The organism is Rhodococcus sp. Leaf225 (genome assembly GCF_001426145.1).
Classification (GTDB): Bacteria; Actinomycetota; Actinomycetes; order Mycobacteriales; family Mycobacteriaceae; genus Rhodococcoides.
The window spans coordinates 1-20,940 of sequence record NZ_LMRN01000019.1 but is presented as its reverse complement, the minus strand read 5'-3'; the positions used below and the strand labels follow the sequence as shown (position 1 = coordinate 20,940).

16 protein-coding genes are annotated in these 20,940 nt (G+C 62.7%); 7 read left to right on the top strand and 9 right to left on the bottom strand.

The features are described 5' to 3' along the window. Positions 1–22 precede the first annotated feature (22 nt). Entirely contained in the window at positions 23–1,303 is a 1,281-nt protein-coding gene (locus ASG69_RS12610; RefSeq protein ID WP_056448140.1) for a competence/damage-inducible protein A, read from the top strand. A gap of 34 nt (positions 1,304–1,337) precedes the next feature. Here ASG69_RS12610 and ASG69_RS12605 read toward each other — a convergent pair whose 3' ends face one another. Continuing rightward, on the bottom strand, positions 1,338–1,634 hold the full coding sequence (locus ASG69_RS12605; RefSeq protein ID WP_056448138.1) for a hypothetical protein: 297 nt from the start codon (positions 1,632–1,634) through the stop codon (positions 1,338–1,340). 62 nt (positions 1,635–1,696) lie between these two features. On the opposite strand from ASG69_RS12605, the gene ASG69_RS23320 reads away from it, so the two are divergent. Then, on the top strand, positions 1,697–2,401 hold the full coding sequence (locus ASG69_RS23320; RefSeq protein WP_321163727.1) for a hypothetical protein: 705 nt from the start codon (positions 1,697–1,699) through the stop codon (positions 2,399–2,401). Positions 2,402–2,528: 127 nt separating this feature from the next. On the opposite strand, the gene ASG69_RS12595 is transcribed toward ASG69_RS23320, so the two are convergent. Together ASG69_RS12595 and ASG69_RS12590 are read right to left on the bottom strand one after the other, a co-directional pair. Then, positions 2,529–2,837 carry a hypothetical protein gene (locus ASG69_RS12595; protein WP_056448136.1) on the bottom strand — a complete coding sequence of 103 codons (309 nt, stop codon included), beginning with the start codon at positions 2,835–2,837 and terminating at the stop codon, positions 2,529–2,531. An 80-nt stretch (positions 2,838–2,917) separates the two neighbouring features. Beyond that, on the bottom strand, positions 2,918–4,507 hold the full coding sequence (locus tag ASG69_RS12590) for an MFS transporter (RefSeq protein ID WP_056448132.1): 1,590 nt from the start codon (positions 4,505–4,507) through the stop codon (positions 2,918–2,920). Positions 4,508–4,625: 118 nt separating this feature from the next. Between ASG69_RS12590 and ASG69_RS12585 the strand changes: the two genes are divergently transcribed. From ASG69_RS12585 to ASG69_RS12565, 5 genes are all read left to right on the top strand, one after another. Beyond that, entirely contained in the window at positions 4,626–5,222 is a 597-nt protein-coding gene (locus ASG69_RS12585; protein WP_056448129.1) for a TetR family transcriptional regulator, read from the top strand. Positions 5,223–5,243: 21 nt separating this feature from the next. Further along, positions 5,244–5,378, top strand: a complete 135-nt coding sequence (locus ASG69_RS23255; protein ID WP_268788567.1) for a hypothetical protein — start codon at positions 5,244–5,246, stop codon at positions 5,376–5,378. A 637-nt stretch (positions 5,379–6,015) separates the two neighbouring features. Further along, positions 6,016–7,362 (top strand): hypothetical protein, encoded by a 1,347-nt coding sequence (locus ASG69_RS23075; RefSeq protein WP_235578945.1) that lies wholly within the window; start codon positions 6,016–6,018, stop codon positions 7,360–7,362. 12 nt (positions 7,363–7,374) lie between these two features. Beyond that, positions 7,375–8,079, top strand: coding sequence for an HD domain-containing protein (locus ASG69_RS12570; protein ID WP_056448126.1), 705 nt, complete (start codon positions 7,375–7,377; stop codon positions 8,077–8,079). Between the two features lie 19 nt (positions 8,080–8,098). Beyond that, positions 8,099–9,238 carry a DUF5925 domain-containing protein gene (locus ASG69_RS12565; RefSeq protein ID WP_056448123.1) on the top strand — a complete coding sequence of 380 codons (1,140 nt, stop codon included), beginning with the start codon at positions 8,099–8,101 and terminating at the stop codon, positions 9,236–9,238. A 256-nt stretch (positions 9,239–9,494) separates the two neighbouring features. Here ASG69_RS12565 and ASG69_RS12560 read toward each other — a convergent pair whose 3' ends face one another. The 6 genes from ASG69_RS12560 to pglZ all read right to left on the bottom strand — a co-directional run bounded on the left by ASG69_RS12560 (position 9,495) and on the right by pglZ (position 20,892). Then, on the bottom strand, positions 9,495–12,698 hold the full coding sequence (locus tag ASG69_RS12560) for a UvrD-helicase domain-containing protein (RefSeq protein WP_056448120.1): 3,204 nt from the start codon (positions 12,696–12,698) through the stop codon (positions 9,495–9,497). After that, positions 12,695–15,493 (bottom strand): PD-(D/E)XK nuclease family protein, encoded by a 2,799-nt coding sequence (locus tag ASG69_RS12555; RefSeq protein WP_235578944.1) that lies wholly within the window; start codon positions 15,491–15,493, stop codon positions 12,695–12,697. The genes ASG69_RS12560 and ASG69_RS12555 overlap by 4 nt, the downstream gene beginning before the upstream one ends. 293 nt (positions 15,494–15,786) lie before the next feature. Beyond that, a complete protein-coding gene (locus ASG69_RS23070) occupies positions 15,787–15,996 on the bottom strand; it encodes a hypothetical protein (protein ID WP_235578943.1) in 210 nt (69 codons plus the stop codon). Further along, complete coding sequence (locus ASG69_RS23065) at positions 15,963–16,355, bottom strand: sugar phosphate isomerase/epimerase family protein (protein ID WP_235578942.1); 393 nt, start codon at positions 16,353–16,355, stop codon at positions 15,963–15,965. Before ASG69_RS23065 ends, ASG69_RS23070 begins: the two co-directional genes overlap by 34 nt. Before the next feature lie 184 nt (positions 16,356–16,539). After that, positions 16,540–18,588 (bottom strand): protease Lon-related BREX system protein BrxL, encoded by a 2,049-nt coding sequence (gene brxL, locus ASG69_RS22160; protein WP_082544664.1) that lies wholly within the window; start codon positions 18,586–18,588, stop codon positions 16,540–16,542. A gap of 3 nt (positions 18,589–18,591) precedes the next feature. Further along, entirely contained in the window at positions 18,592–20,892 is a 2,301-nt protein-coding gene (gene pglZ / locus ASG69_RS22480) for a BREX-1 system phosphatase PglZ type B (protein ID WP_156380514.1), read from the bottom strand. Positions 20,893–20,940 lie beyond the last annotated feature (48 nt).

Below are 20,940 nucleotides of genomic sequence, written 5' to 3'. Positions count from 1 at the left end.
GCGGCCGCCGTAGTGTCGAACCATGGCAGTGCGCGCGGGTGTGGTGGTCACGGGTAGCGAAGTTCTGGCCGGGCGGGTCAGCGACCGCAACGGCCCCTGGGTGGCGCGGCAACTCCTGCAGATGGGAGTCGACGTCGCCCACCTGACGGTGTGCGGTGACCGGCCGGCCGATCTGACGGCTCAGGTCCAGTTCCTCGCCGACCAGCACGTCGACCTCATCATCACGACCGGCGGCCTCGGCCCGACAGCGGACGACCTCACCGTCGAGACCGTCGCGGCACTGTACGGCCGGGAGCTGCACCTCGACGTCGAACTCGAAGGCCGGATCACGGCCATCGTCGAGCGCTGGCGCAGTCGGCTCGGCAGCGTCGCCGACTCGGAACCACTGCGAGCCGGCGTACGCAAGCAGGCGATGGTTCCCGCCGGAGCGCAGTCGATCTCGCCGACAGGCACGGCACCGGGTGTGGCGATGGCCGACGACTCGGGCACCCTCCCCACGGTCCTCATCCTTCCGGGCCCGCCCTCCGAACTACAGTCGATGTGGCCGGAAGCGATCGAGAGCGCACCCGTCGCCGCAGTGCTCGCGCGGAGGACGTCGGTCACCGAGGACACCATCCGGGCCTACGGATTGTCGGAGGCCGACCTCGCCGCGACCTTGCGCACCGCAGAGAGCTCGATTGCTGGGTTCGGCGATCTAGCGATCACCACCTGCCTGTCGCGCGGTGAACTCGAGATGGTCACTCGCTACGAGGAGTCCGCGGCCGCCGCGTACGCCGACGTGCTGGCACTCATCGAGAAACACCATGGCGCGCAGATCTTCTCGACCGACGGATCCACCATCGATGACATCGTGGCGACTCTATCCGGTGGCCGCCGCATCGCGACGGCGGAATCGTGTACCGGCGGCATGATCGCCGCCCGGCTCACCGATCGGGCCGGCTCGTCGGCTTACGTGGTGGGCGGCGTGGTGTCCTACGCCAACGAGGTGAAGATCGGCTCACTCGATGTCCCCGCCGCCATGATCGAGGAGCACGGCGCCGTCAGTGAACCCGTGGCCGCCCGAATGGCCGAAGGAGCGCTGCACCGCGTCGGTGCTGATGTCGCCGTCTCGACCAGCGGAGTCGCGGGGCCTGGCGGCGGTACGGAGAGCAAGCCCGTCGGAACCGTGTGCTTCGGCATCGCTGTCGCGGGCCGACCGACCGTCACGCGGACGCTGCGGCTACCCGGTGATCGTGCGAGTGTCCGCGCACTCTCGGTCACCGTCGCGATGCACATGCTTGCGGATGCACTGAGCGACGCCTAAGCAATCGAAACCGTCTGGGTGAAACGGCGACGCCCTAGACGACGCGTTCGATGCAGTGCTCTTCGATGTGCTCGCGCAAGGCTTGGTGCAGACCCATTCCCCAGCCGCTTGCGCTGTCGAAGATTGCCTCCTCGAGCTCCTGCTTGGTGTTGAACAGCCGGCCCGCGTGGGTGATGAGAATTTGAAGCATCTCCCCGAGCTCGAGCGCAAGATTCCATGTATCGACGTAGTTGCGATGAACCTCGCCATACAGGTAGGCGCGACCGAACTCCGACTGCGGCATCAGTTCCTTGTAGGCATCCAGGCGAATGAGATAGCGACGTGGCGGCACCCCGCAATCATTCCACGGCAGCGCCCGACCGACAGCTTTGCAAGCGGGACAGGATGGACTTCATGATTCCTAGTTTCGATCCTGCCCTCCCCGGCTGGCTGTTCGCGTCGGATGATCTCCTTACGCGCTACGTCGTGGTCACCGACGAGGACATGAGCGGCTGGTCCATCCACACCCACCATGTCGACGGCACACCTGACACGTCTCCGTTCAACGAGCAGCCGGGGCTTGTCGACGACACCGGTCGAGTGTTCTTTCACGACGACGGGCCCACGCAGGTGTGGGCCTCAAAGATCGATGCCGCAGCTTTGCTGATCAGTCTCGAAACGCCGACGGGCGTCTTACTCGAGGTCGACCAGTGGGACGCGATGACCGCATGGCTCGTCGAGTCGATGCAGGACGAACCCGCCGGGCTCGTCATCGATCTCGGACCCAACACCGACATTCCCGACGATGAGCTCGACGACATCGAGCTCATCACCGCGCAGCTGCACCGCCTCGACGACGGGGTAGTGATGGTGCGCCGGTCGCGTCGCATCCTGCACACGCTCCGCTTCGCGGACCATTCCGTGCAGGGACTGGTTCTCGACCGATGGCACCACAACGCGCACTTCGACGACTGCACCGACGGGTACCTGTTCAGCCGCGATCTCGCTCTGGCCGCCGGCGCGTGCGTTGCCTGGGTGCGCGATGCTGGTGGCATTGAAGCCGCCGATCGGCTCGGGTGTTCGTTCGACTTCGCGGACGAGCTACCCGGGCAGGCATGACGTCCTGCGATCACATCGCGCTCGGGGTCACGTGGTTCGCGGACAGGTGGGCGGAGCCAGGCTCCGTTAGAGGAGTTCTCAGAGGGGGAAACGTGGTTGTCGCGAGATCCTGTCGCTACGGCGACCGTCATCCACGTCCTGTGATGCGCAGTCCCCGCCACCCAGCCGCAGCGGACGCCAGGGCCCCGGCTGCTCCCCCGATCACCGGATAACTCCACCAGGGAACCGGAAGCGCGTTCCACCATCCAGAGGCGGCGTGGTCGAGCGTCAGGGTGGTCGAGTAGCTCCTCGTCATCTCGACACCGCGCAACGGCACGTAGGCGCCGTCGTAGATCACCTCGCTCTGATCACGATAAAGTGCAAACCCTTCGACACCCAGGAACACCAAGCCGATCACGACGCCCGCAAGGGTGACCCACAGAACGAGAATGCGCACGCAGCACCCTAACCGGCGTCACGCCGCGCGCGGCTTCTCTACGCGCAGCGGTCGTACCTCGACAGTAGGAACGGCTCGAGTCAGCCCATGTGAACCGGGGTGTCGCCGGCCGGCAGGTCTGTCTTGCGGGCACGAACCAACACCAGCACGATCGGCGTGATCAGGATGACCATGATTGCCGCTGCCGCGAACGCGTGCGCGTATCCGGAGACCTCCGCGGAGAACATGTAGTCGATCGTGGAGTTGATGAAATTGCGGATCGGTTCCGGCAGGGCAGCGAGCTCGGAATCGGACGGCAGGGTCTGCGACGCCAGGGCCTCTGGGGGCACTCCGGCGGGCGGCACTGGCGCGATGTTCGACGACAGGTAGGACGACTTGGCGGACGTGTAGATCGTGGTGAAGACGGCGGTTCCCAAGGCGCCACCGATCTGCAGGGCCGCGTTGACGAGTGCGCTGGCAGCGCCGGCGTCGTGATCGGCGACCCCGATGAGGGCCACGTTCTGCATCGGCACCATGAGCAGACCCAACCCGAGCCCGAGGAGCACCACTCCGGGAAGCACGTGCGTCCAGTACGAGGTGTCGACGCCGATCTGAGTGAGCAGGACCAGACCGATGGCCGAGATGACGGGGCCGGCAGCCATCAACGGCTTCGGTCCCACGCGAGGCATCAATGCGGACGCTGCGGCAGCGGTGATCATGATGCCGCCGGTCATGGGGAGGGAGGCGACTCCGGCGACGACGGGGCTGAAGCCGAGCACGATCTGGAAGTAGAAGGTCAGGTACAAGGTGCCACCGAGAAGGGCGGCGCCGATGATTGCCGAACCGAGGTAGGCGGACCCACGGTCTCGATCCAGCAGGACGCCCAGCGGCAGAAGCGGATTGGCCGAGCGGGACTCGACGACGACGAACGCGGCCAGTAGAACGATGCCCAGCGCGATGAAGCTGAGGGTTGAGACGTTGGACCAGCCGTCTTCAGCCTCGGTGAACCCGTAAACCAGTGAGCCGAGCCCGAGGGCGACCAGGATCGCGCCGGGAACGTCGTACCGCGTGTCGCCCTCTGCCTTGCTCTCTTTGACCAAAGGGATAGCGGCGGCGGCCGCGAAGATCGCGACGGGAACATTGACCAGCAGGCACCAGCGCCAGTTGGCGTACTCGGTGAGCACGCCGCCGAGCAGCAGGCCTACGGCAGCGCCACCACCGGCGATGGCACCGAAGACACCGAACGCCTTGGCTCGTTCCTTCTCGTCGGTGAACGTGGTGGTCAGGATGGCCAGCGCAGCGGGGGCGAGCAGGGCGGCGAAGACGCCCTGGCCGGCGCGGGCGATGAAGAGCTGGTAGCCCTCCTGCGCCAGGCCACCGATGGCCGAGGCGATCGCAAATCCCGCCATGCCGACGAGGAAGGACCGCTTGCGGCCCCAGTAGTCGGCGATGCGGCCACCGAGCAGCAGCAACGCACCGAACGCGAGCGCGTAGGCGGTGATGACCCACGCGCGGCTGCTGTCGCTGATGCCCAGGTCTTCCTGCGCCTGCGGCAGAGCGATGTTGACGATGGTCGCGTCCAGCACGATCGTCAGCTGAGTGATGGCGACGATGCACAGCACGAGCCAACGACGCTCGTAGTTCGGATTGGCGTCGTTCTCTGACGACACGATGTCGGGCGTGCTGGTCACGGGCGTGCCTCGGTCCTGGGAAAGGTAAGCGGTGGAATGTCTGTTCGACGATTCGAAAATGTACCGTCGCGGTCCGACACGGTCAAACGAACTAGTTGGTTGGCGTAGGATTCGCCCTGTGAAGTCGGACACCCCCATCTCCCCCGCCGCCTCTGACACGCGTGAACGAATCCTCGATGCCGCACGCCGCGAGTTCGCCGAGCACGGCCTCGCCGGCGCTCGCGTCGACCGGATCGCACTGGCGTCTCGCGCCAGCAAAGAGCGCCTGTACGCGTACTACGGCGACAAGGAGCGGCTGTTCGGCGCGGTACTGGACCTTGGTTTCCGGCGGTTCGTGGAGTCCGTGCACTTCACCCCACGCGATCTACCCGGGTACTCGATGGATGCCTTCACCCGCCTCGCGAGTGAGAAGGACGAGCACCGGATGCTGCTCTGGGCGCAGTTGCAGGGCCATCTCCCCGCGAGCGAACACTCCGAGGTGATGAGTGAGCGTGTTCGCGAGGTCGAGCAGGCTCAGCGCGACGGATACGTCGACTCCCATTGGAGTGCAACCGATCTGATGACGTTGATTTTCGGTGTGCTGTTCAGCTGGTTCACCACACCGGACCTCGACCAGCGAGCCCATCGGCGGTGGGACGACGACGAGATCGCGCGGCATCGTCTCGTCGTCGGCGAGGCGGTCAGGAGATTGGCGGAGCCGCGGGTAGAACGGTGATCACCCGATCGAAATAGCCCCATGACCGCGACCGATATACGCCGCCTGATAGCTATTGCCGCAGTGGCCGGTATCGCCCAGAACGCCATCGCGATCCCCCACGTCCGAGAGCGCGGCACTCGCTCGGTGGCAGACTTCTTCGTCGGCAAGATCTAGTCGACGGTGCCCGGCAAGTTCGCGATGGTCGATCTGAGTCTCGTCGTCGTCGCGTTCCACGCGTGGGCGCTGCCGGAGTCGGGTCGACTCGGAATCCGCTGATGGTGGTGGGCAACGCTATTCATGTCCGTTACCGTGGGGATCGGCACCGCGATCCCCTTCTTCCTCGCTGCACGGGCTCGGGCGTTCCGACTGGCGACCTGACGGGGTTCCCGCGCGGGAACACCGTGCCCCCGCTGCACAGCATTCCGCGTAGAGACTTGTTCTCGACAGCCGACACCAGCTACCCGCGTATCGACCACTGCATTGACGTTCGGTCACCTGGATCCGACATTCGACCGCCCGATCGGTCGATGCCGACGGTGCAACCGACCTCGACGACGACGACAGCCTCACCCGGTCCGAGTACCGGTAAGGCATCGCGGGCGACCGGGGCGGGTCACGTTCCGAGTGATTAGGCCGCTTCTTCTGAGGATGTGATGCGTAGGGGCGGGACCGTCGTCACCTGCCGGTAGAAGAAAATGTAGAGCCTTCCGGTCGAGCGGAAAACCTGTCGTACCCCTCGGGTAGACAGGGGGTGAGCGATGAAGTGGTCTCGCTCGTCGTGGCCCCAGCAAGCGGGCCGTAGGAGAATCACATGAGCACATCCCCTTTCGGTCCGTACGGCATCCCCGACGGTGATCCCGGCTTCACTGTGTCGGTCGAGATCGACACCATGCTGGACGATCTCACCGAGGACGACTGCGCACGACTGCTGGCGAGCGCCGGTGTCCCCCGAGCCCGCATCGACGAGTCCGCGCTGCTGCAGGCGCGCGTGGTGTTCGAACTCCCTCACACCGGCTGGATCGTCTCCGCACAGGAGGCACTCGACACCGCGGAACGCGTCGCTCGGGAGTTCGTCGTCGTGGGAGCGGAAACCTGTCGATCCGATCTGTGGGCCCGCGAACCGTGGTTTCCGACGCAGCCCGACAACGCCGAGTTCCGGTACGAGGAGCCCGAGACGCCCGCCTTCACGGTGACCGTCGAGATCGAGACGACCGCGCCGAACACCGACCGAGGTCTGGGCGAGACCATCTTCTCGTGCTTCGACGAATACCTCTCGGTCCGCAGAACTCCCTCACCGGCGGGCAGACAGCATCTCGTGGTGGACCCGCGCTCAGCCCACCTCGACGGCGCCGCCCAACGATGCCTGAAAGCGTTGTGGTGCTTGAGTGGCAGCTGGTCCATCACTCGCCTGCGTGTGGTCGCTGACGATGTCTATCGCCTCGAATGCAGCGATCGTCTGCCCCGAGTGCCCGAGACGTTGCCGGAGTGGCAGTACGCCGCCACGGACGACGGCAATCGTGTCGTCGCGGTGCCGGATCTGCAGACGGATCTCACCGGGTGGTCGATCGAGGCGTTGTCGCAGGACGGGCATGAGCATCCTGCACCGTTCGTCCTAGGCAGGGTGTGGCAGGACGACGACGGCATCGTGAATCTGCGGGGCGTGGGCCGGCGCTGCCCGGCCTGGACCGCGACGATCGAACACGGCCACCATCTCGACTGCGTCATCACGACTCGCGGAACCACTTTTCCGGTGGACGCGTGGGATGCCACTGCGAACTGGCTCGTCGAATCGATGATCGGCAACCCGGTGGGTCTGATCGTCGATCTGGGCCCCAGCAACTACGACCCGGATGTTGACGACGAGGTGATCAACGCCCAACTCCACAAACTCGACGACGGGGTTGTGATGGTGCGCCGCTCCCGCACGGTGCTGGAGCAGCGGCGCCTGCTCGACCATTCGGTCGACGGCCTCACACTCGACACCTGGCACCACGACGACCTGTTCGACGACTGCACCGACGGGTACCTGTTCACCGCGGATCTGCGATTGGCCGCGCAGGCCTGTACGGCGTGGTTCCGCGACCACGGTGGAGTGGACAGCCTCGATCACCTGGGCTGCTCCTACTCGATGCCCGACACCTTGCCCCATACTCGCTGACCGGAAGGACACATGACCACCACCGACGCCATCACATCAGCACTTCGCAGCACCGCTCTGAAGGACATGGACCCGTCGTTGCTCGCGCACGCGATCCACTACGAGGCACGCGGAAGCGGCATCGACACAGCGAAGATCGATGAGGCCCTCGCTGTCGCCTCGTTCGCACATCTCGAGCAACGCCGCACCGCCCGCGGTGACCAGACCGCCGACCCGTACATCACCCACCCGTCGCGGAATACGTTGCGGTTGATCAGATACGGCGTAGTCGACGACGCCGTGCTGGTGGCCACGGTCCTGCACGACACCGTCGAGGATCAACCCGAGCGAATCGTCCGGATCCTCGGCGGCACCGACGCGAGCGACGCGATCCGCAGTCATTTCGGTGACGACGTGCAATCCCTCGTGCAAGCCGTCACCAATCCGCCCAAGGATCCGACCCGCGATAAGGCCGAGCAGTACGCGGAGCACGTCACCGAGATCATCCAGGATCCGCGGGTGTTCCTGGTCAAGGTGTCCGACTTCGTCGACAATGCCGGCAGCCTCAAGTACCTCGCCGACGAGACCAGGCGGACCAAGCTCCTCGGGAAATACGCACCGCTGGTGCCGATCTTCCAACAGGCCGCGGCTTCCCACGGTGATGCGCTACGTCTGACGCCGGCGGGCACAGCGGAACTGGACAAGCACCTGCGATCGATTCTCGAGCAGACGACGTAGTGACGGGGCCAAGAGATTCATGGCGGTCGGAGAACAGGACATGATAAACGAGGAAAACGGTCCGGCAGTCGGATCCGACCTGACAGCAACCTTCGACGTCAGCGGTAGGTACGAGAGCGGAGCAGCGGCCGTCGTCCAGGCCGAGTTCACGTCCAATCAGATGAACGGCTTGTTTCCTTTCGTCGTCGAGCGGAGCGCCGATTTCGCCGGCGACGTACTGCAGCTGATACCTGGGGGCCTCCAGATATCGCGGCATGTGGAGACGGCCGGTGTGCGTTCCACCATTCTCGCGGGCGACGAGAGGTGCTCGATGCTGATCAAGGAGAACGGCTGGAGCAAGGTGTCCCTTGCGGTAGCAGCTTCCTCGTTGGACTACGCCCGTGACGTCGCGAATGTCGCGATGGCAGGGGTTCCGAAACCGGCTCCCGACGACCGGACAGAGTTTGCGATGTGGCATATGGACGGCACGAGCCCCGTGAATCGCAACGTCCGGATCGACGCGGCACCGTGGGCTGAGATCTCGCGCAACTATCCGTCGTCGGTACGGAACGCATTGACCCGCTTAGCCGATCTGACGGGACCGACAGCGGGTGGTCGCCTGATTCTCTGGCACGGCGCGCCCGGCACGGGTAAGACCACCGCCATCAGGACGCTTGCTCGACAGTGGTCGAATTGGTGCCGCGCGGTCTACATTGCAGACCCCGAAAGGCTCTTCGCCGACTCCGCATACCTGGCGGATGTTATTACCAAGTCACCTCGAGTGAACGGTCCTTTCCACGATGATCGATGGCAGATCATCATCGCCGAGGACACGGACGAGTACCTTCGGTCCTCGGCGCGTCGCGTCGCGGGGGCTGCGCTGGGTCGACTCCTGAACGTAACCGACGGCATCCTCGGCCACGGGTCGAAGACGCTGCTGTTGCTCACGACCAACGAGCGGATCGACCGCCTTCACCCCGCTCTCACCCGACCGGGCCGGTGTATGGCGAACATCGAGTTCACCGCATTCGGAATCGACGAAGCGTCACATTGGCTGCCACGAGGTACCGCCGCGCCGTCGGGGCCGGTGACTCTCGCCGAACTGTTCGAACTCTCAGGTGGTTCCGCCACCATCAGCACCCAGGCACCACCTCCGGAGCATTCCGGCGCGTATCTGTGACATCCTCGGGTCCGGCCAGCCGCTTATCAGCACCCGGTCGGGAGCACCGCCGGCAGGTGGCGCTTCGGTGTTGCTGTCGCGGTGCGCGCACCAGCGGAGGCATTCCACAGAACCCGAGCTCAGCCGAACCCTGTCATAGCGACAGAGATCGACCCGCATTTCTCAGACCGGCTGAAGGTGTGGCTGGATGAATAATAGCTCAGGACCGGATACATGGTGGAACGCGCACGCAGACCCAAAGAGTGAGAAGACTCTGCTACCGAGCCGTCGCACGCTCCCTACTGATCACCGTCGCCCTGCCTGGCCGGCAGAAGATCAACTCGAGCCGGCACACCTCGTCACCAACAGCTTTGCCCAACAACGACGCATAGATTGCGAGCTGCACCCAATACTCCGCAATCGTCGGGTCAGTGACACCCACATCCGTCTTGTAGTCCGCGATCACCAGACCCCCCGAAGTATCGCGATAGACCAGGTCCGCGACACCGTCGACCACTGTGCGGCCATCCGGTGCCAGACCGATCAGCGGCACCTCCCGCCAGTGCTCCGACTCCGCGGCCCGGCGTACCGGTTCCGACTCCAGGGCCGACTGCGCCAGCAGCACAAAGCGATCCGGGTCCTCGAGACCGGCCAGCGACGCCGCCGCCCGCGCCTTCACTTCGTAATCGGGGTCTGTCAACTCGACGGCTTCCATCAGTGCGTGCAAAGCAACGCCGAGTTCCGGGCCGTGATCGACAGCCCCCACCGACGGCGGCACTATCTCTGCTGAAGTACGAACGGTGAAACTGTGATCGCGATAACCGGCCAGCACTTCGCGCGCGACGTCGGTGGCGGCGTGCGCGATTGTGGTCGGCGACATCGACGCCACTATCGACGACGTCTCTTTGACACGAGCGCTGATGGCCTGCCACTGATCCCACGCCTCCGACTCACCCGTCTCAGGACTACCTCGATCTTCGATTCGAACCACATCGAGCAGCGCAGGCGCTCCGGAATCGGCGATGTCGAGCACCTTGCCCCAGGCCCGACCCGTCGGTGCGTAACCCGAGAACGCGAGGAGGCTCTCGGCGCGAGTGCAGGCCACATACAGCAGACGGACTCGCTCAGCCTCGGTGTGCTTTTTCTCTACGACGTTGGCTGCCGAGAAGCCCACTGTCTGGGTGGCCGCGCCGATATTGGCGTGCAGCTCGCCATCGTCGTCCCAGATCACCGCCTCTGATCCTTGGCGGAAGCCACCGCTCATTCCGGCGACGATCACGAACGGAAACTGCAGTCCTTTGGCTGCGTGAATGGTCATGATCCGCACCGCGTTGACACCGATCTCCGGCAGCACCGCCTCGGCCACACGCGCGTCCTCCTCACTCTGCGTCGCCGCCCAATCGAGGTAGTCCCGCAGATCACCGCGGTCGTCGTCGTACCACGCGTGCGCCTGGTCGATAACGAACCGCAGGCGGCGCCACACATCTCGGTGCCGAGGTGAATCCATCGACACTTCGAACACCCGGCGATCAGTCGCCAAACGGCTGAGCAACGCACCGGGGTTCATGGTGCCGAGGTCGAACCACACTGCTTTGAAATACGCGAGAGCGTGGGCAACCGGCGATTCCTCCAGACCCGCGGGCGCAATACCGAACCAGTTCCACCTACCGTCGGCGCTTTTCCACCGCAGCAGATCATCGTCACCGCAGCCGAACAGCGGAGTTCGCAAGGCCGCAACCAGTGCTGCTTCGTCCGCGGTGTTCGCGAGAGCTCGACACGCGAGCAGCAAATCGTGCACTTCCTGCGTCGAGTACACCAGTGACGATGCTTCGGAGCGGAATTCGATACCCGCGTTGTCCAAGGACTTTTCGAGGTAAGGCAGCACCCCACGGGACGGGATCAGAATGCAGATGTCGCGCAACATGATCGGCTCGTGGGTGTACGCGCCGTAGCCGCCAACTTCCTTCTGCCAACCTTCCGTCGTCGCGGTGTAGATGATCTTGGCGACGTCGCGCGCTTCCCGTGCCCGCAGTGCGTTGGACTTCGTCATCAATTCTTCGCCGTCGACCGGCGTGGTCGGGTCCATGAACACGAACGGCTTCGGGCCGGTATCGGAAGTCCATGCAGGGCGCCCGGGCGCGGGGTCGAGTGCTGTGTAACTTGGCTGCACATGGCCGTCGGCGACGATGGCGCGACTGAACACCTCGTTGATCCAGTCGAGCACAGCTTTTGTCGAGCGAAAGTTGGTCGACAACGTGGCGATGCCGTCGCCGGCGAGGTCGCGTGCGGCCATGTAGGCCGCGATATCGGCGCGGCGGAAACGGTAGATCGACTGCTTGGGGTCACCGACGGTGAACAGTCGGCCGGGTTTGCCGTCGACGATCAGTCGGGCCAGCTCGAGCTGCAACGGGTCGGTGTCCTGGAACTCGTCGAGCATGACACGTTGATAGGCGGCATGGACGGCTGCTTGCACATCCGAGTTCTCGAGCACGTCACGGGCATACACCAGAAGGTCGTGGAACTCGAGACGGCCTTCGCGGCGGCGGTGAGCCGCCTCGTCGACGATGACGACCGCGAGGTGGTGCAGCAACACCTCGATGGCGCTGGACACGTAGCGGGTCCGCACCTCGGAAGCGGACGCCTTCAGGTCGTTGATCAGATCTTTGACCTCCTGCATCCCTCCGCCCCAACTGCCGGCTCTGCCTCCACGTCCCGAGCTGGGACACAACAACGCGACGGCGAGCCACGCGGCACTCCCCCTGCTGTCGGCCAGGTCTTTGCGCCACGCCGCGACCTTGTCAAGGTGGAGAAAGAGCTTGTCGTCGGGATCGGAGCACGCCGACTTGTTGTCGACCACCAGATCAGCCTGACGCAGCAGATCATCGATATCGGGAATGGCCATGACAGGAGCGACCTCTGCGACGACCAGTCGATCCCAGCTTCGGTCCAGAGCATCGGCGAACGTGCGAACCTGGTCGAGCGAAGCACCGGACGCGACGATCACTTTCATCGCATCGGCCAGCTCCGCGGGCGTGGTCGAGGAGTCACCGAACAGGTGCGACTGAATCCGGCGCCAGCGACGCTCGAACGACAGTTGCGAGCCCATTGCGTCGACCACTTGAAGTCGCGGCGGTACCCCCGCTTCGAGGGGATGCTCACTGACGATGCGGGCCGCGAAGGCGTGCAACGTGCCTATAGCGGCGGTGTCGACCTGCATCAACGCGCGTTCGGCCAGACCGCCTGCGTGCTTCGCCAGCTCGACGCGAACCCGCTCCCGCAATTCGGCAGCGGCCTTCTCGGTGAAGGTGATGGCGGCAATGCGATCGAGTTTGATGCCGTCCTCGAGCACGAGGTGACAGATGCGTCGGACCAGTGAGTGCGTCTTGCCGCTACCAGCGCCCGCTTCGACAAACAACGTTGCTGCAGTATCGGTTTCAATACGATCGCGTTCGGTCGAGTCGACCAGGTCTCGGGATGTCATGAACGCTCGTATTTCCGCCGGTAGCTGTCGATTTCGGGCACGTCCTCGAGGCTCGCCCAGGCACGTTCGAGGCCGCGTTTGCCGACAAGAGCAAGCAGATCGTCGGTGAAATACGACTCGGTTGTGCGCGGCGGAAAGTAGCCGGAGGTTATCGCGGTGTGAATCAGGGAGACATCGTCGATCAGGACGTCGAGCACCCCGTCGGTCAGCGGGTATCCGACGTCAGCGAACTCACCCTTGCTGGTGATGAACCAGTAGCGGGTAGTGACGTTGGTTCCGAGAGTCCGCGCGAAGAGTCCGTAGACGGGCAGCTGGAACTTGACACCGCTATCGGTCGGCGAACTACTGGTGAGTTTGCTGAAGTACTTGGCCTGTCCCGACTTGTAGTCGGTGACGCGAACGCGGCCGTCACTGTGGATGTCTACGCGGTCGACCGATCCGTTGAACTTGACTACTCCCCCGTCAACAGTGATGACCGCGTCGTTGTCCGCGAACGTCTTCTCGACCATCATGGGCGACCATCCGTTGGCGTGATCGGCGGCATCGTGCGCGAACCACACCGTGAGATCGTCGCGGATCAGAGCGCGGTCCTTGTCCCACAGCTGCGGCAACCATCCCGGGGCGCTTTCCTGTGCTGTGACCAGCTCCCGGTCGGCTATGGTGAGGAGACGGTCGAGAGACGGCTCCTCACCGTCGATCACCGTCCGGATGTAATGCTCGAGAATCGCGTGGATCAGCGTTCCCTTTGCGAGTGCATCGATCTGCGCGGACGCATCAGGATCAACCAGCGCCCGAACTTTCAGCACATGGGAAAGAAAGAACTTGTACGGGCTCGCGACCCACTCTTCCAGGCCGGTGGGCGCCACTGAACCATCGAAGTAGCGCAGCAGCTCTCGCACATTCGAGACGTTTCCGTTGAACCGCGTGAAACGGCCCTCGAGTCGGTCACTGCGTAGGGCCATGCCGTTGGTGATGACGGGGTCGATTAATACGCTCCGTCTGCCACGAGCATCCACAGCCGCTAGGGCACGTTGGCGCCATTCGGTAGCCGACCCAGAGCTTACTCCGATGCGGATGTCCACCTTCTGGATTGCCGAGTCGAACGACTCGATGGTGACAACCCCGGGTACGCTGGCCGTGTCCTTCTGCCAATCAACAACACCCACTGGGTTCCCAGCAAGATACTCCATTGTCGGTAGTAGCCAGCGTGACGGAACCTTCTCGGCGCCGCCGCGCAGACTGCCGCGCGGGAACGTGGCGATGCGATGGGAGCGGCCCGCCGCGAGCGCTAGGTTCCATAGCCGACGGTCGTGCGCGATGTCGTCAGCGGTGGTACGGCCTGTGAGTTCGGGCGGCAGTAGCGGATCGGCGCGCCGACGGGCAGGAATGATGCCTTCGGCGGCGCCGACGATGATCGACACCTCCAGATCCCGGCCGGCTGCTGCCGACAGCGGGCCGACGGTGACCGCGGCGGCGGCGTCTCCCACGGTGCGGTTGATGGCGTCGATGCGGCTGGCAAGCGCGTCGGCGATACGGTTGCTCGACGGCTTCGGCGCGATGCCGTCGAGATAGGCCATGTCACGGACGATGCTCCCGATCAGCGAATTGTCGACGCTCGCCTGCTCAGTGGTCGGCGCGGCGAAATGGTCATCGATCAGGGCCTCGATTGCCGTCGATGCATCCGCCCACGTTGTCGACGATGCGATGGCAGAGAGGGTCTGGCGCAATGTCGTCACGAAACCGTGCATGGCGATGGCTGTGTCGTGGAATTTTGCATCGGGTTCTACGCCTGCGAGGCGGTCCCAGTCGGTGCCGCTGACGATCGGCACCTGCTTGCGGGTCAGGTGCTCCAGCTTCGACTGCGAGATCGGCGCGTCGTTCAGCATTGGTCGTTTCACCGCACGCCCCGCCAGCGCGGCCAGCAGGTCGCGCCGAGGGACTTCTGCGGGCTCCAGCTCGAGCAACGCGATCAGCGATCGAGCAATAGGACGGTCGGCGAGACCGTGACACTCCGGTGCGGTGAAGGCAATGTCGCCGGCGGCGAAGTGTTCGTGCAGCAGCCGCAGGTAAGGATCACGAGAGCCGTAGAAGACGCCGATCCGATGACCAGGTATGCCGTCTGCGAGGTGGGCACGGACGATGCGCGCGAGGGCCCGCACTTCGTCGTCGGCGTCGGAGGCGTGAACGACCAGCGAACCGTGGACAGTATCGGTGGCGTCGACGGTGATTCCCCGCTTCTGCATCACGTCGAGGAGGTGCGCAGACGCTGCGTCGACCGGGGTGGGCAGGTAGACGATGATCGCGCCGAGTTGATCGAGGTTGGCGAGCGCAGCCGCATACGCCTCGTGGCGCAAGTAATAGGAATCGCTGTGCACGGCGATCGCGAGACGGTGGATGCGCAGCATCTCGTCGACAAGTGTGGTCGACTCAGCCTGCGGGTTGGCGTACCCAGTCAAAGCAAATGACGCGGTGGCCAAGGCTTGGGCGGTGATGGGTTGGTCCGCAACGTGGTCGAATCGACCCGGCTCGGCGTCGAGGATTCGCTCGATGGACGCCTCGAGCAACGGATAAGGCAGTGGGAGTCGCGGTGTCAGCGCTGGCGCCGCGAGAACGTCGACAGCAGCATCGAGGGTCACGATGCGGGTGTTGGCAGATCCGCCGCTGAGCGCTAGTGCTCGGGTGACGTCTCGCCGGGCGGCGGGGCTGGGGACGACCACTGTCAACGCGCGCAGTGGGTCAGCAGACTTCGACGCCACGACTGCCGCGACGAGCCGCGTTGCTGCTGATTCGTCCACAGTGACCACCATGCCTCAACTGCGCGACATTCGTAGAAAATTGGTCACGGCCCGGACTGTTGGTAGCCCAATTGCACGGGTACTTTCGGTACGGTATCGGCGTGACTTTCGGCCGGGTTGCGTTCGAGCTCAGAGTGTCTTGTCACCGGCGGGGAAGTCGCGCCGGGTCGCGAACTTTCGGTGACACGACGTGGTCGCAGCTCGGCGTAAGGGAATTAAGAACGCAAAGATGGTGCGAAGCGAAGCGGGGCAGATGCGCGGCTCGTCGTGAGGGCGACCAAGTTTGCCTCGACCTAGTTGCGGGATGCGTCGACCAAATCCCGATACCTCTCCACCATCATCGCGATCACCTGATCCCCATCTGCCGCCCAGATCGTCGCGTTGAAGATCTCCACCTCCACATCACCGCGGTAGCCGGCCTCCTCGACCCACCGCCCGATGGTCGCGAAGTCGACCACCCCGTCGCCCATCATCCCGCGGGACAGGAGGGGGTCGGCTTCCATCGGCACCACCAGTCGCACACCTGGTGCGAGCTGATGCGGCCACGCTCCCCCGCGGTTTTGATCAGCGCCTCAAGGTCGGGGTCCCACCACACATGGAACGTGTCGATGACGACGCCCACCGCTTTCACCGGATGGGGCTCCGCCATGGCCAGTGCCTGACCCAGCGTCGAGATCACCGCTCTATCGGCCACGAACATCGGGTGCAACGGCTCCAGCGCGATCCGCACACCTCGCTCCAGCGCGTACGGCACCAGTTCGGCGAGCCTCTCGGGCACCCGTGCCCGCGCACCGATCAGATCGCGATCCGGTATACCGAACCAGGTGCAGCAGCTCGACCTGACCACTCTGTCGCCAGTCACGTAGCTTCCCGCCCTGCAGCGGTGGATCGTTGGCGAAGTCTGGAGACATATCTAATCAGTCCACCAGCTGCGATTCAATCGAAGCTCAGCTTCGTCGCATCTCAGCGCACCGTCTTGCTGGGGTGGCACACCGTCCGCGCAAGCGATCGGTTGATGGTCGAGATGCGCCGCAAGTTCCAATCGGTTAATCCGCAATTGCCTTAAGGAGCGCATCACGGGGATCACTGTAAAACAGGAATGAAATTTTAGTAGCGACGTCGTCACTGACGTCGAAGACTTGTTTCCGCGCTGAGATTGGCAGGAGAAGAGTGTCAGCTCCTTTCTCCATTGCAAGGTCCGCGAGCTCAGCAGCGTTCGGTAAATTCTCTACACCGCCACCCAAGGTGAGACCTCCGACCGCAATCAGACCGCCCCTTATGCTTTTCTGCAGCAATCCACTGCATAGGGCGAGCAACGTAGGCATGCCTAGTAGCGCACCAGATTTTGCTCCATCCATTGCTCGAACCTGCACCGTCAACTCATGCTCACGCGGCGACCTGTCACCGACAAGCCCCCTCGCACCACCGATCAAGACCTGCTCAGCCAAATGAACACTTTCTCGAAGCGCAGCCGGCGTTGGACGATTCACTATCCTGACTCCACTGCCGGGAGCTTCCGTGACCTCGATTCGATATAGTCCCGCATGCTCCTCCGCCCCCCCCGGACTCAGCCCCCAAACCTGTCCCGGCGGCAGGGGGTCTAAACCAATAGTGTCAGGGCTCTGCAACTCTGGAGTCACAACAAATTGCTCGACACCCTCGTTGCCAATACGGTAACTGAACTGAGTATTTCGAAACTCCGCTGCACCGATACGACGCTGCTGCTCCTTGACGCGGCGCCGGCACTCTAGAGCAAGCCTTACCGCCCACTCAAGGTCTTCGTCCGGAATTGCTAGGTCTCCGTTCGGGTATAACAGCTTAAGAAGACCGTCGACAGTCTTATTGACAGCAGTGAGGTCACGCCCGCTTAGCGCGTCTCCGAATTGAACGCGTCCTTGGATGGCGGCGAGCCGGCTCTGCCCCCTTAAGCGTGACCAACATTCCGATAGAAAATCGCTAACCAATCCGAAGTGCTGCGTGAAATACGTTGGGTCCAGCTTCGGGACATCCCAACCCGGCAGATATGCATGTAGGCGGTCCATGAAAGCAGTATCATCCCGCATCTCGACTGGCAAAGGAGACAGTAAGTGCCCGACGCGTTGCTGGTGCTGAACGTCGACTTCGAAATTTCCGACAAGGACTATTCCACCCTCGGCTCTGATGCTTTCCCTGCCACGACTGAACTCCCCCGACTCCATGTAACCCTTCATTATGTTGACGCCATCCTTCTGATCGAAAGAGACGCCCGATACCTCGTCGAAACACACTACGTCGTATTGAGCAACAAGACCGCGCTGGCCACTTGCGTTATTGACGAACATTCGTGCGACAGTTGCCTTGCCTCCCGAAATTAGGTGCGAGTAAGGGGACACCTGCTGATAAAGATGAGACTTTCCCGTTCCCCGAGGACCCAATTCGACCATGTTATAGTTCCTCACCACAAAAGGAACCATGCGGAAGATAAGAATATCCTGAGCACGTTCAGACAGCTTCTTCGTTTCGAAGCCGACACTTCGCAGCAGCAAAGTTTTCCACTCTGCGGTAGTGAATCTAGAACGTGCTTGGGCTAAGTCATCAAGTGCAGTGCGAGTTGACAACTGGATTGGCCTAAGAGCCTGGACTCCAAATGGCCTGCCGGAACTTTCCCCTGCGATTGACGAATCATACTCCAGTTCCACCTCTGCGTAAAAACCACCGGTCAGCATCCGCTCGTTTTGGGCGACCAATGTGTCGTCGATCCGAACGTCTTTCAATTGCACGCTGGGTAGGCTGGCAAAATAGGAGTTGCTCTTACTGTCTAGACGCGCTTGCACCAGATCAATAAGCCTGATAGAGCCTAACTCTCGCGCACGCGACTTGAAAAGCTCTTCCTCACCTGCGCGTACGGCACGGTCACGCAGCAAACGTTCGACGATATCCAATCCCTCTTGTATCTCCGATTCATCGATAGTCGCGCAGTACCGACCCAACAAAAACTCGCCGACATACGTAGGAACGGGATATGCGCCCTTAAACTTCTGCGCCAAGTCCTTCCGAACCACGTACCCTTCGTAGACCTCGGCGGCGAGCCGGTCTAGGTCGTCGAGCTCGGCCACTCTCTATCCCCTCACTCGTGTCGACACCTGCGCGAGAATTTCACCCTGCGCCGACAGCAGAACCGCGAAGCAATCGGTGCCCTCTAGCTCATTGTCGTGAACAAGCAACTTAACTTCCTCGTCACCGGCAACAGCCTTTGGTTGAGCCACAAGTGATGAAGTAGCATCTCCGGGATTGCGACGCAGGTCGAGGGTACAGCCCGCCGGCGCTCCAACGACGTCTACTCGGCAGCGCATTCCAATCCATTTTACTAGCTCGATCCGGCCGAAGGCCACAGAAGAAGAGCCGGTCGCAACCGTTAGCATAGGAGTAACACATTCCTGCGGACTCAGACCGCCATGAACATATTCCTCGCCAAGGTCGAATACACCAGCACCACGCGGTGACGCCATGCGAACGCTCCTATCCCAGGACCAAGGTACGACGGGTTGAGAGACATCAAGCGCTCCGCTAGCCAACCGGGCGCAGCGTCGCTGGCGTGGTTCTGTCAGGTGCTGAGGCAGCTCGATTTTCGGAAGCCCGCCCGGCATAAGAAGCCAGCCGTGATCCGTCACAATCAGCACTCGCTTCCAACCTGCTGTGAGCAGGTCGTGGACCCTCGACGCAAGGTCTGAAATCTCCCGGGGAATGCTGTCGACGAGCTTAAGACCGAGCTTATGGCCCGTTGCATCCAGGTCCGCGGCCTCAGTCCAACCCCGCCCAGTGGGTTCGCCGTTTTCGCCGTCGGGAAACGGTTTGACACCCGAACTCCGCATCAGCGCTCGCAGCACTTCTGCGCTCACAGCCTTCCCCGCAGACGTTTTTACAGACATACCTTCCCCGCCGACTAATGAACCCGTCATGGGCATCACCGCAGGTTTGCCAGTGCTAGTGACAGTGGGAAACGGAGCTAGCCGAGAGGTAACGTGCGCGTCAAGTCCCCTCTGCGCCAATTCCAAGCGCAGGCCTTCCCCAACGTCGTATCGAAGCCCATCCACGAAGAGTACACAGTCGCCGTCGCGGACTGATAGACCCACGTCAGGGTCGTAGCCCGCCGTGGTTGCTACATCCTGAAATCTTCGCGCAACGTCGTCGAGCCAGGGTAGATACAGGGCACGGACGGCCTCCGTCACCGCCGCCCGGTCTGACGGCCCGGTTGCAGCGGCAAGCGCAGCGACGGCTAGAGCGTCAACTTTCCAACCAGAATTGCGGTACCACGTCGCGAATTCGTCAACTGACGCGGCAACCGGAAGGGAATCAGTTGAAGCTGCAAGGCGCGCCAACAATTCAACAGCTGCTGCTAACGGGGCCTGTCCTAACGCGGCCCATACTGACCCGAGACGGGAACGGTTCTCCTCGGCCAGCTCATAGATAAGCGTGCGCGTACCCGCTGCGGCTTCGCTAGAGATTGCTCGTAGGGACGTCCGCAACCTGCCCTCGGCAGCTTCGTTGTCCTGAGGCCACGAATCAACGGGCCCTACAAAAAGTGCGTCAGGGCGGGCGCGACGGAGCAGCTCAGGCAAACGAGGATACATTCTCGGAGAATCGGCGTATCGCGTCCAAACTCGCTTCCATTCTCCATCACTCATACCCAACTTTTCGGCTACAACTAGCTCGCCGTCCGCTTCGAGGTCTACGCCGAACATTTCCCTGACTTGGGAAACCAAGGATTCCCACTCATATTGCGACAAGCAGTCTCGAGTGACCGACGGCGCGTCAAGCCACTGTAATAAGAGTTTTACCTCATCTGAATTCACAAGTGAATTGAGAAATGAAGCATCGATACGTCCACGTCGTTTGAGATCCTCTAACGGTACATCCGCAAGCGAAATCAACGATCTCGATAATGCCTGAGTCGTGGCATCATCGCGTCCTACCTCGAGACCCAGGCCCTCTCTGCTGCGCAGGAATGCTGCCGGTGTCCAGGGCATCCCGTTTGGTTGCTGCCACCAAGTGGCCCGGAACTGCAGCTCGACGATTGCGCGCAGTCTGGGATCGCACCCTTCGACAGCCCTCATTGCTGAGCGATCCACTCCTGGCAAATATATTACTGGAGTGCCAACCTCCTCCGGTGATTTAAAGATGTCATCCACCAGATAACGCAGGTAAATCCCGGGTCCAGTTCTCAGCTCTGCATCGTAGTCACCAAGGACGGCAACGGGCGCGATACTTCGAAGCGAGAGCAACAGTGGTGCCCAAGCATTATCCGGATCGGGCCAAATTATAGCGACAGGGGCAACCTTATCGTTTCTATTGTATTTTCCTGCGGTGGCCAACGCCAATGCTACGGCCTCGGCGAACGTTGTCGGATCGTCGGCGCTCATAGCTGTCCTCGCGCGAGCCGCTTGTCAGCTAGTGATATATGCACATCA

What these genes read in the sequence shown, in the direction of transcription:
- ASG69_RS23320 (WP_321163727.1), top strand. Translation starts at nt 1,697, where the DNA reads ATGATTCCTAGTTTCGATCCTGCCCTCCCCGGCTGGCTGTTCGCGTCG.
- pglZ (WP_156380514.1), bottom strand. Translation starts at nt 20,892, where the DNA reads ATGAGCGCCGACGATCCGACAACGTTCGCCGAGGCCGTAGCATTGGCG.
- ASG69_RS12565 (WP_056448123.1), top strand. Translation starts at nt 8,099, where the DNA reads ATGGCGGTCGGAGAACAGGACATGATAAACGAGGAAAACGGTCCGGCA.
- ASG69_RS12610 (WP_056448140.1), top strand. Translation starts at nt 23, where the DNA reads ATGGCAGTGCGCGCGGGTGTGGTGGTCACGGGTAGCGAAGTTCTGGCC.
- ASG69_RS23075 (WP_235578945.1), top strand. Translation starts at nt 6,016, where the DNA reads ATGAGCACATCCCCTTTCGGTCCGTACGGCATCCCCGACGGTGATCCC.
- ASG69_RS23070 (WP_235578943.1), bottom strand. Translation starts at nt 15,996, where the DNA reads ATGGAAGCCGACCCCCTCCTGTCCCGCGGGATGATGGGCGACGGGGTG.
- ASG69_RS12570 (WP_056448126.1), top strand. Translation starts at nt 7,375, where the DNA reads ATGACCACCACCGACGCCATCACATCAGCACTTCGCAGCACCGCTCTG.
- ASG69_RS23255 (WP_268788567.1), top strand. Translation starts at nt 5,244, where the DNA reads ATGACCGCGACCGATATACGCCGCCTGATAGCTATTGCCGCAGTGGCC.
- ASG69_RS12560 (WP_056448120.1), bottom strand. Translation starts at nt 12,698, where the DNA reads ATGACATCCCGAGACCTGGTCGACTCGACCGAACGCGATCGTATTGAA.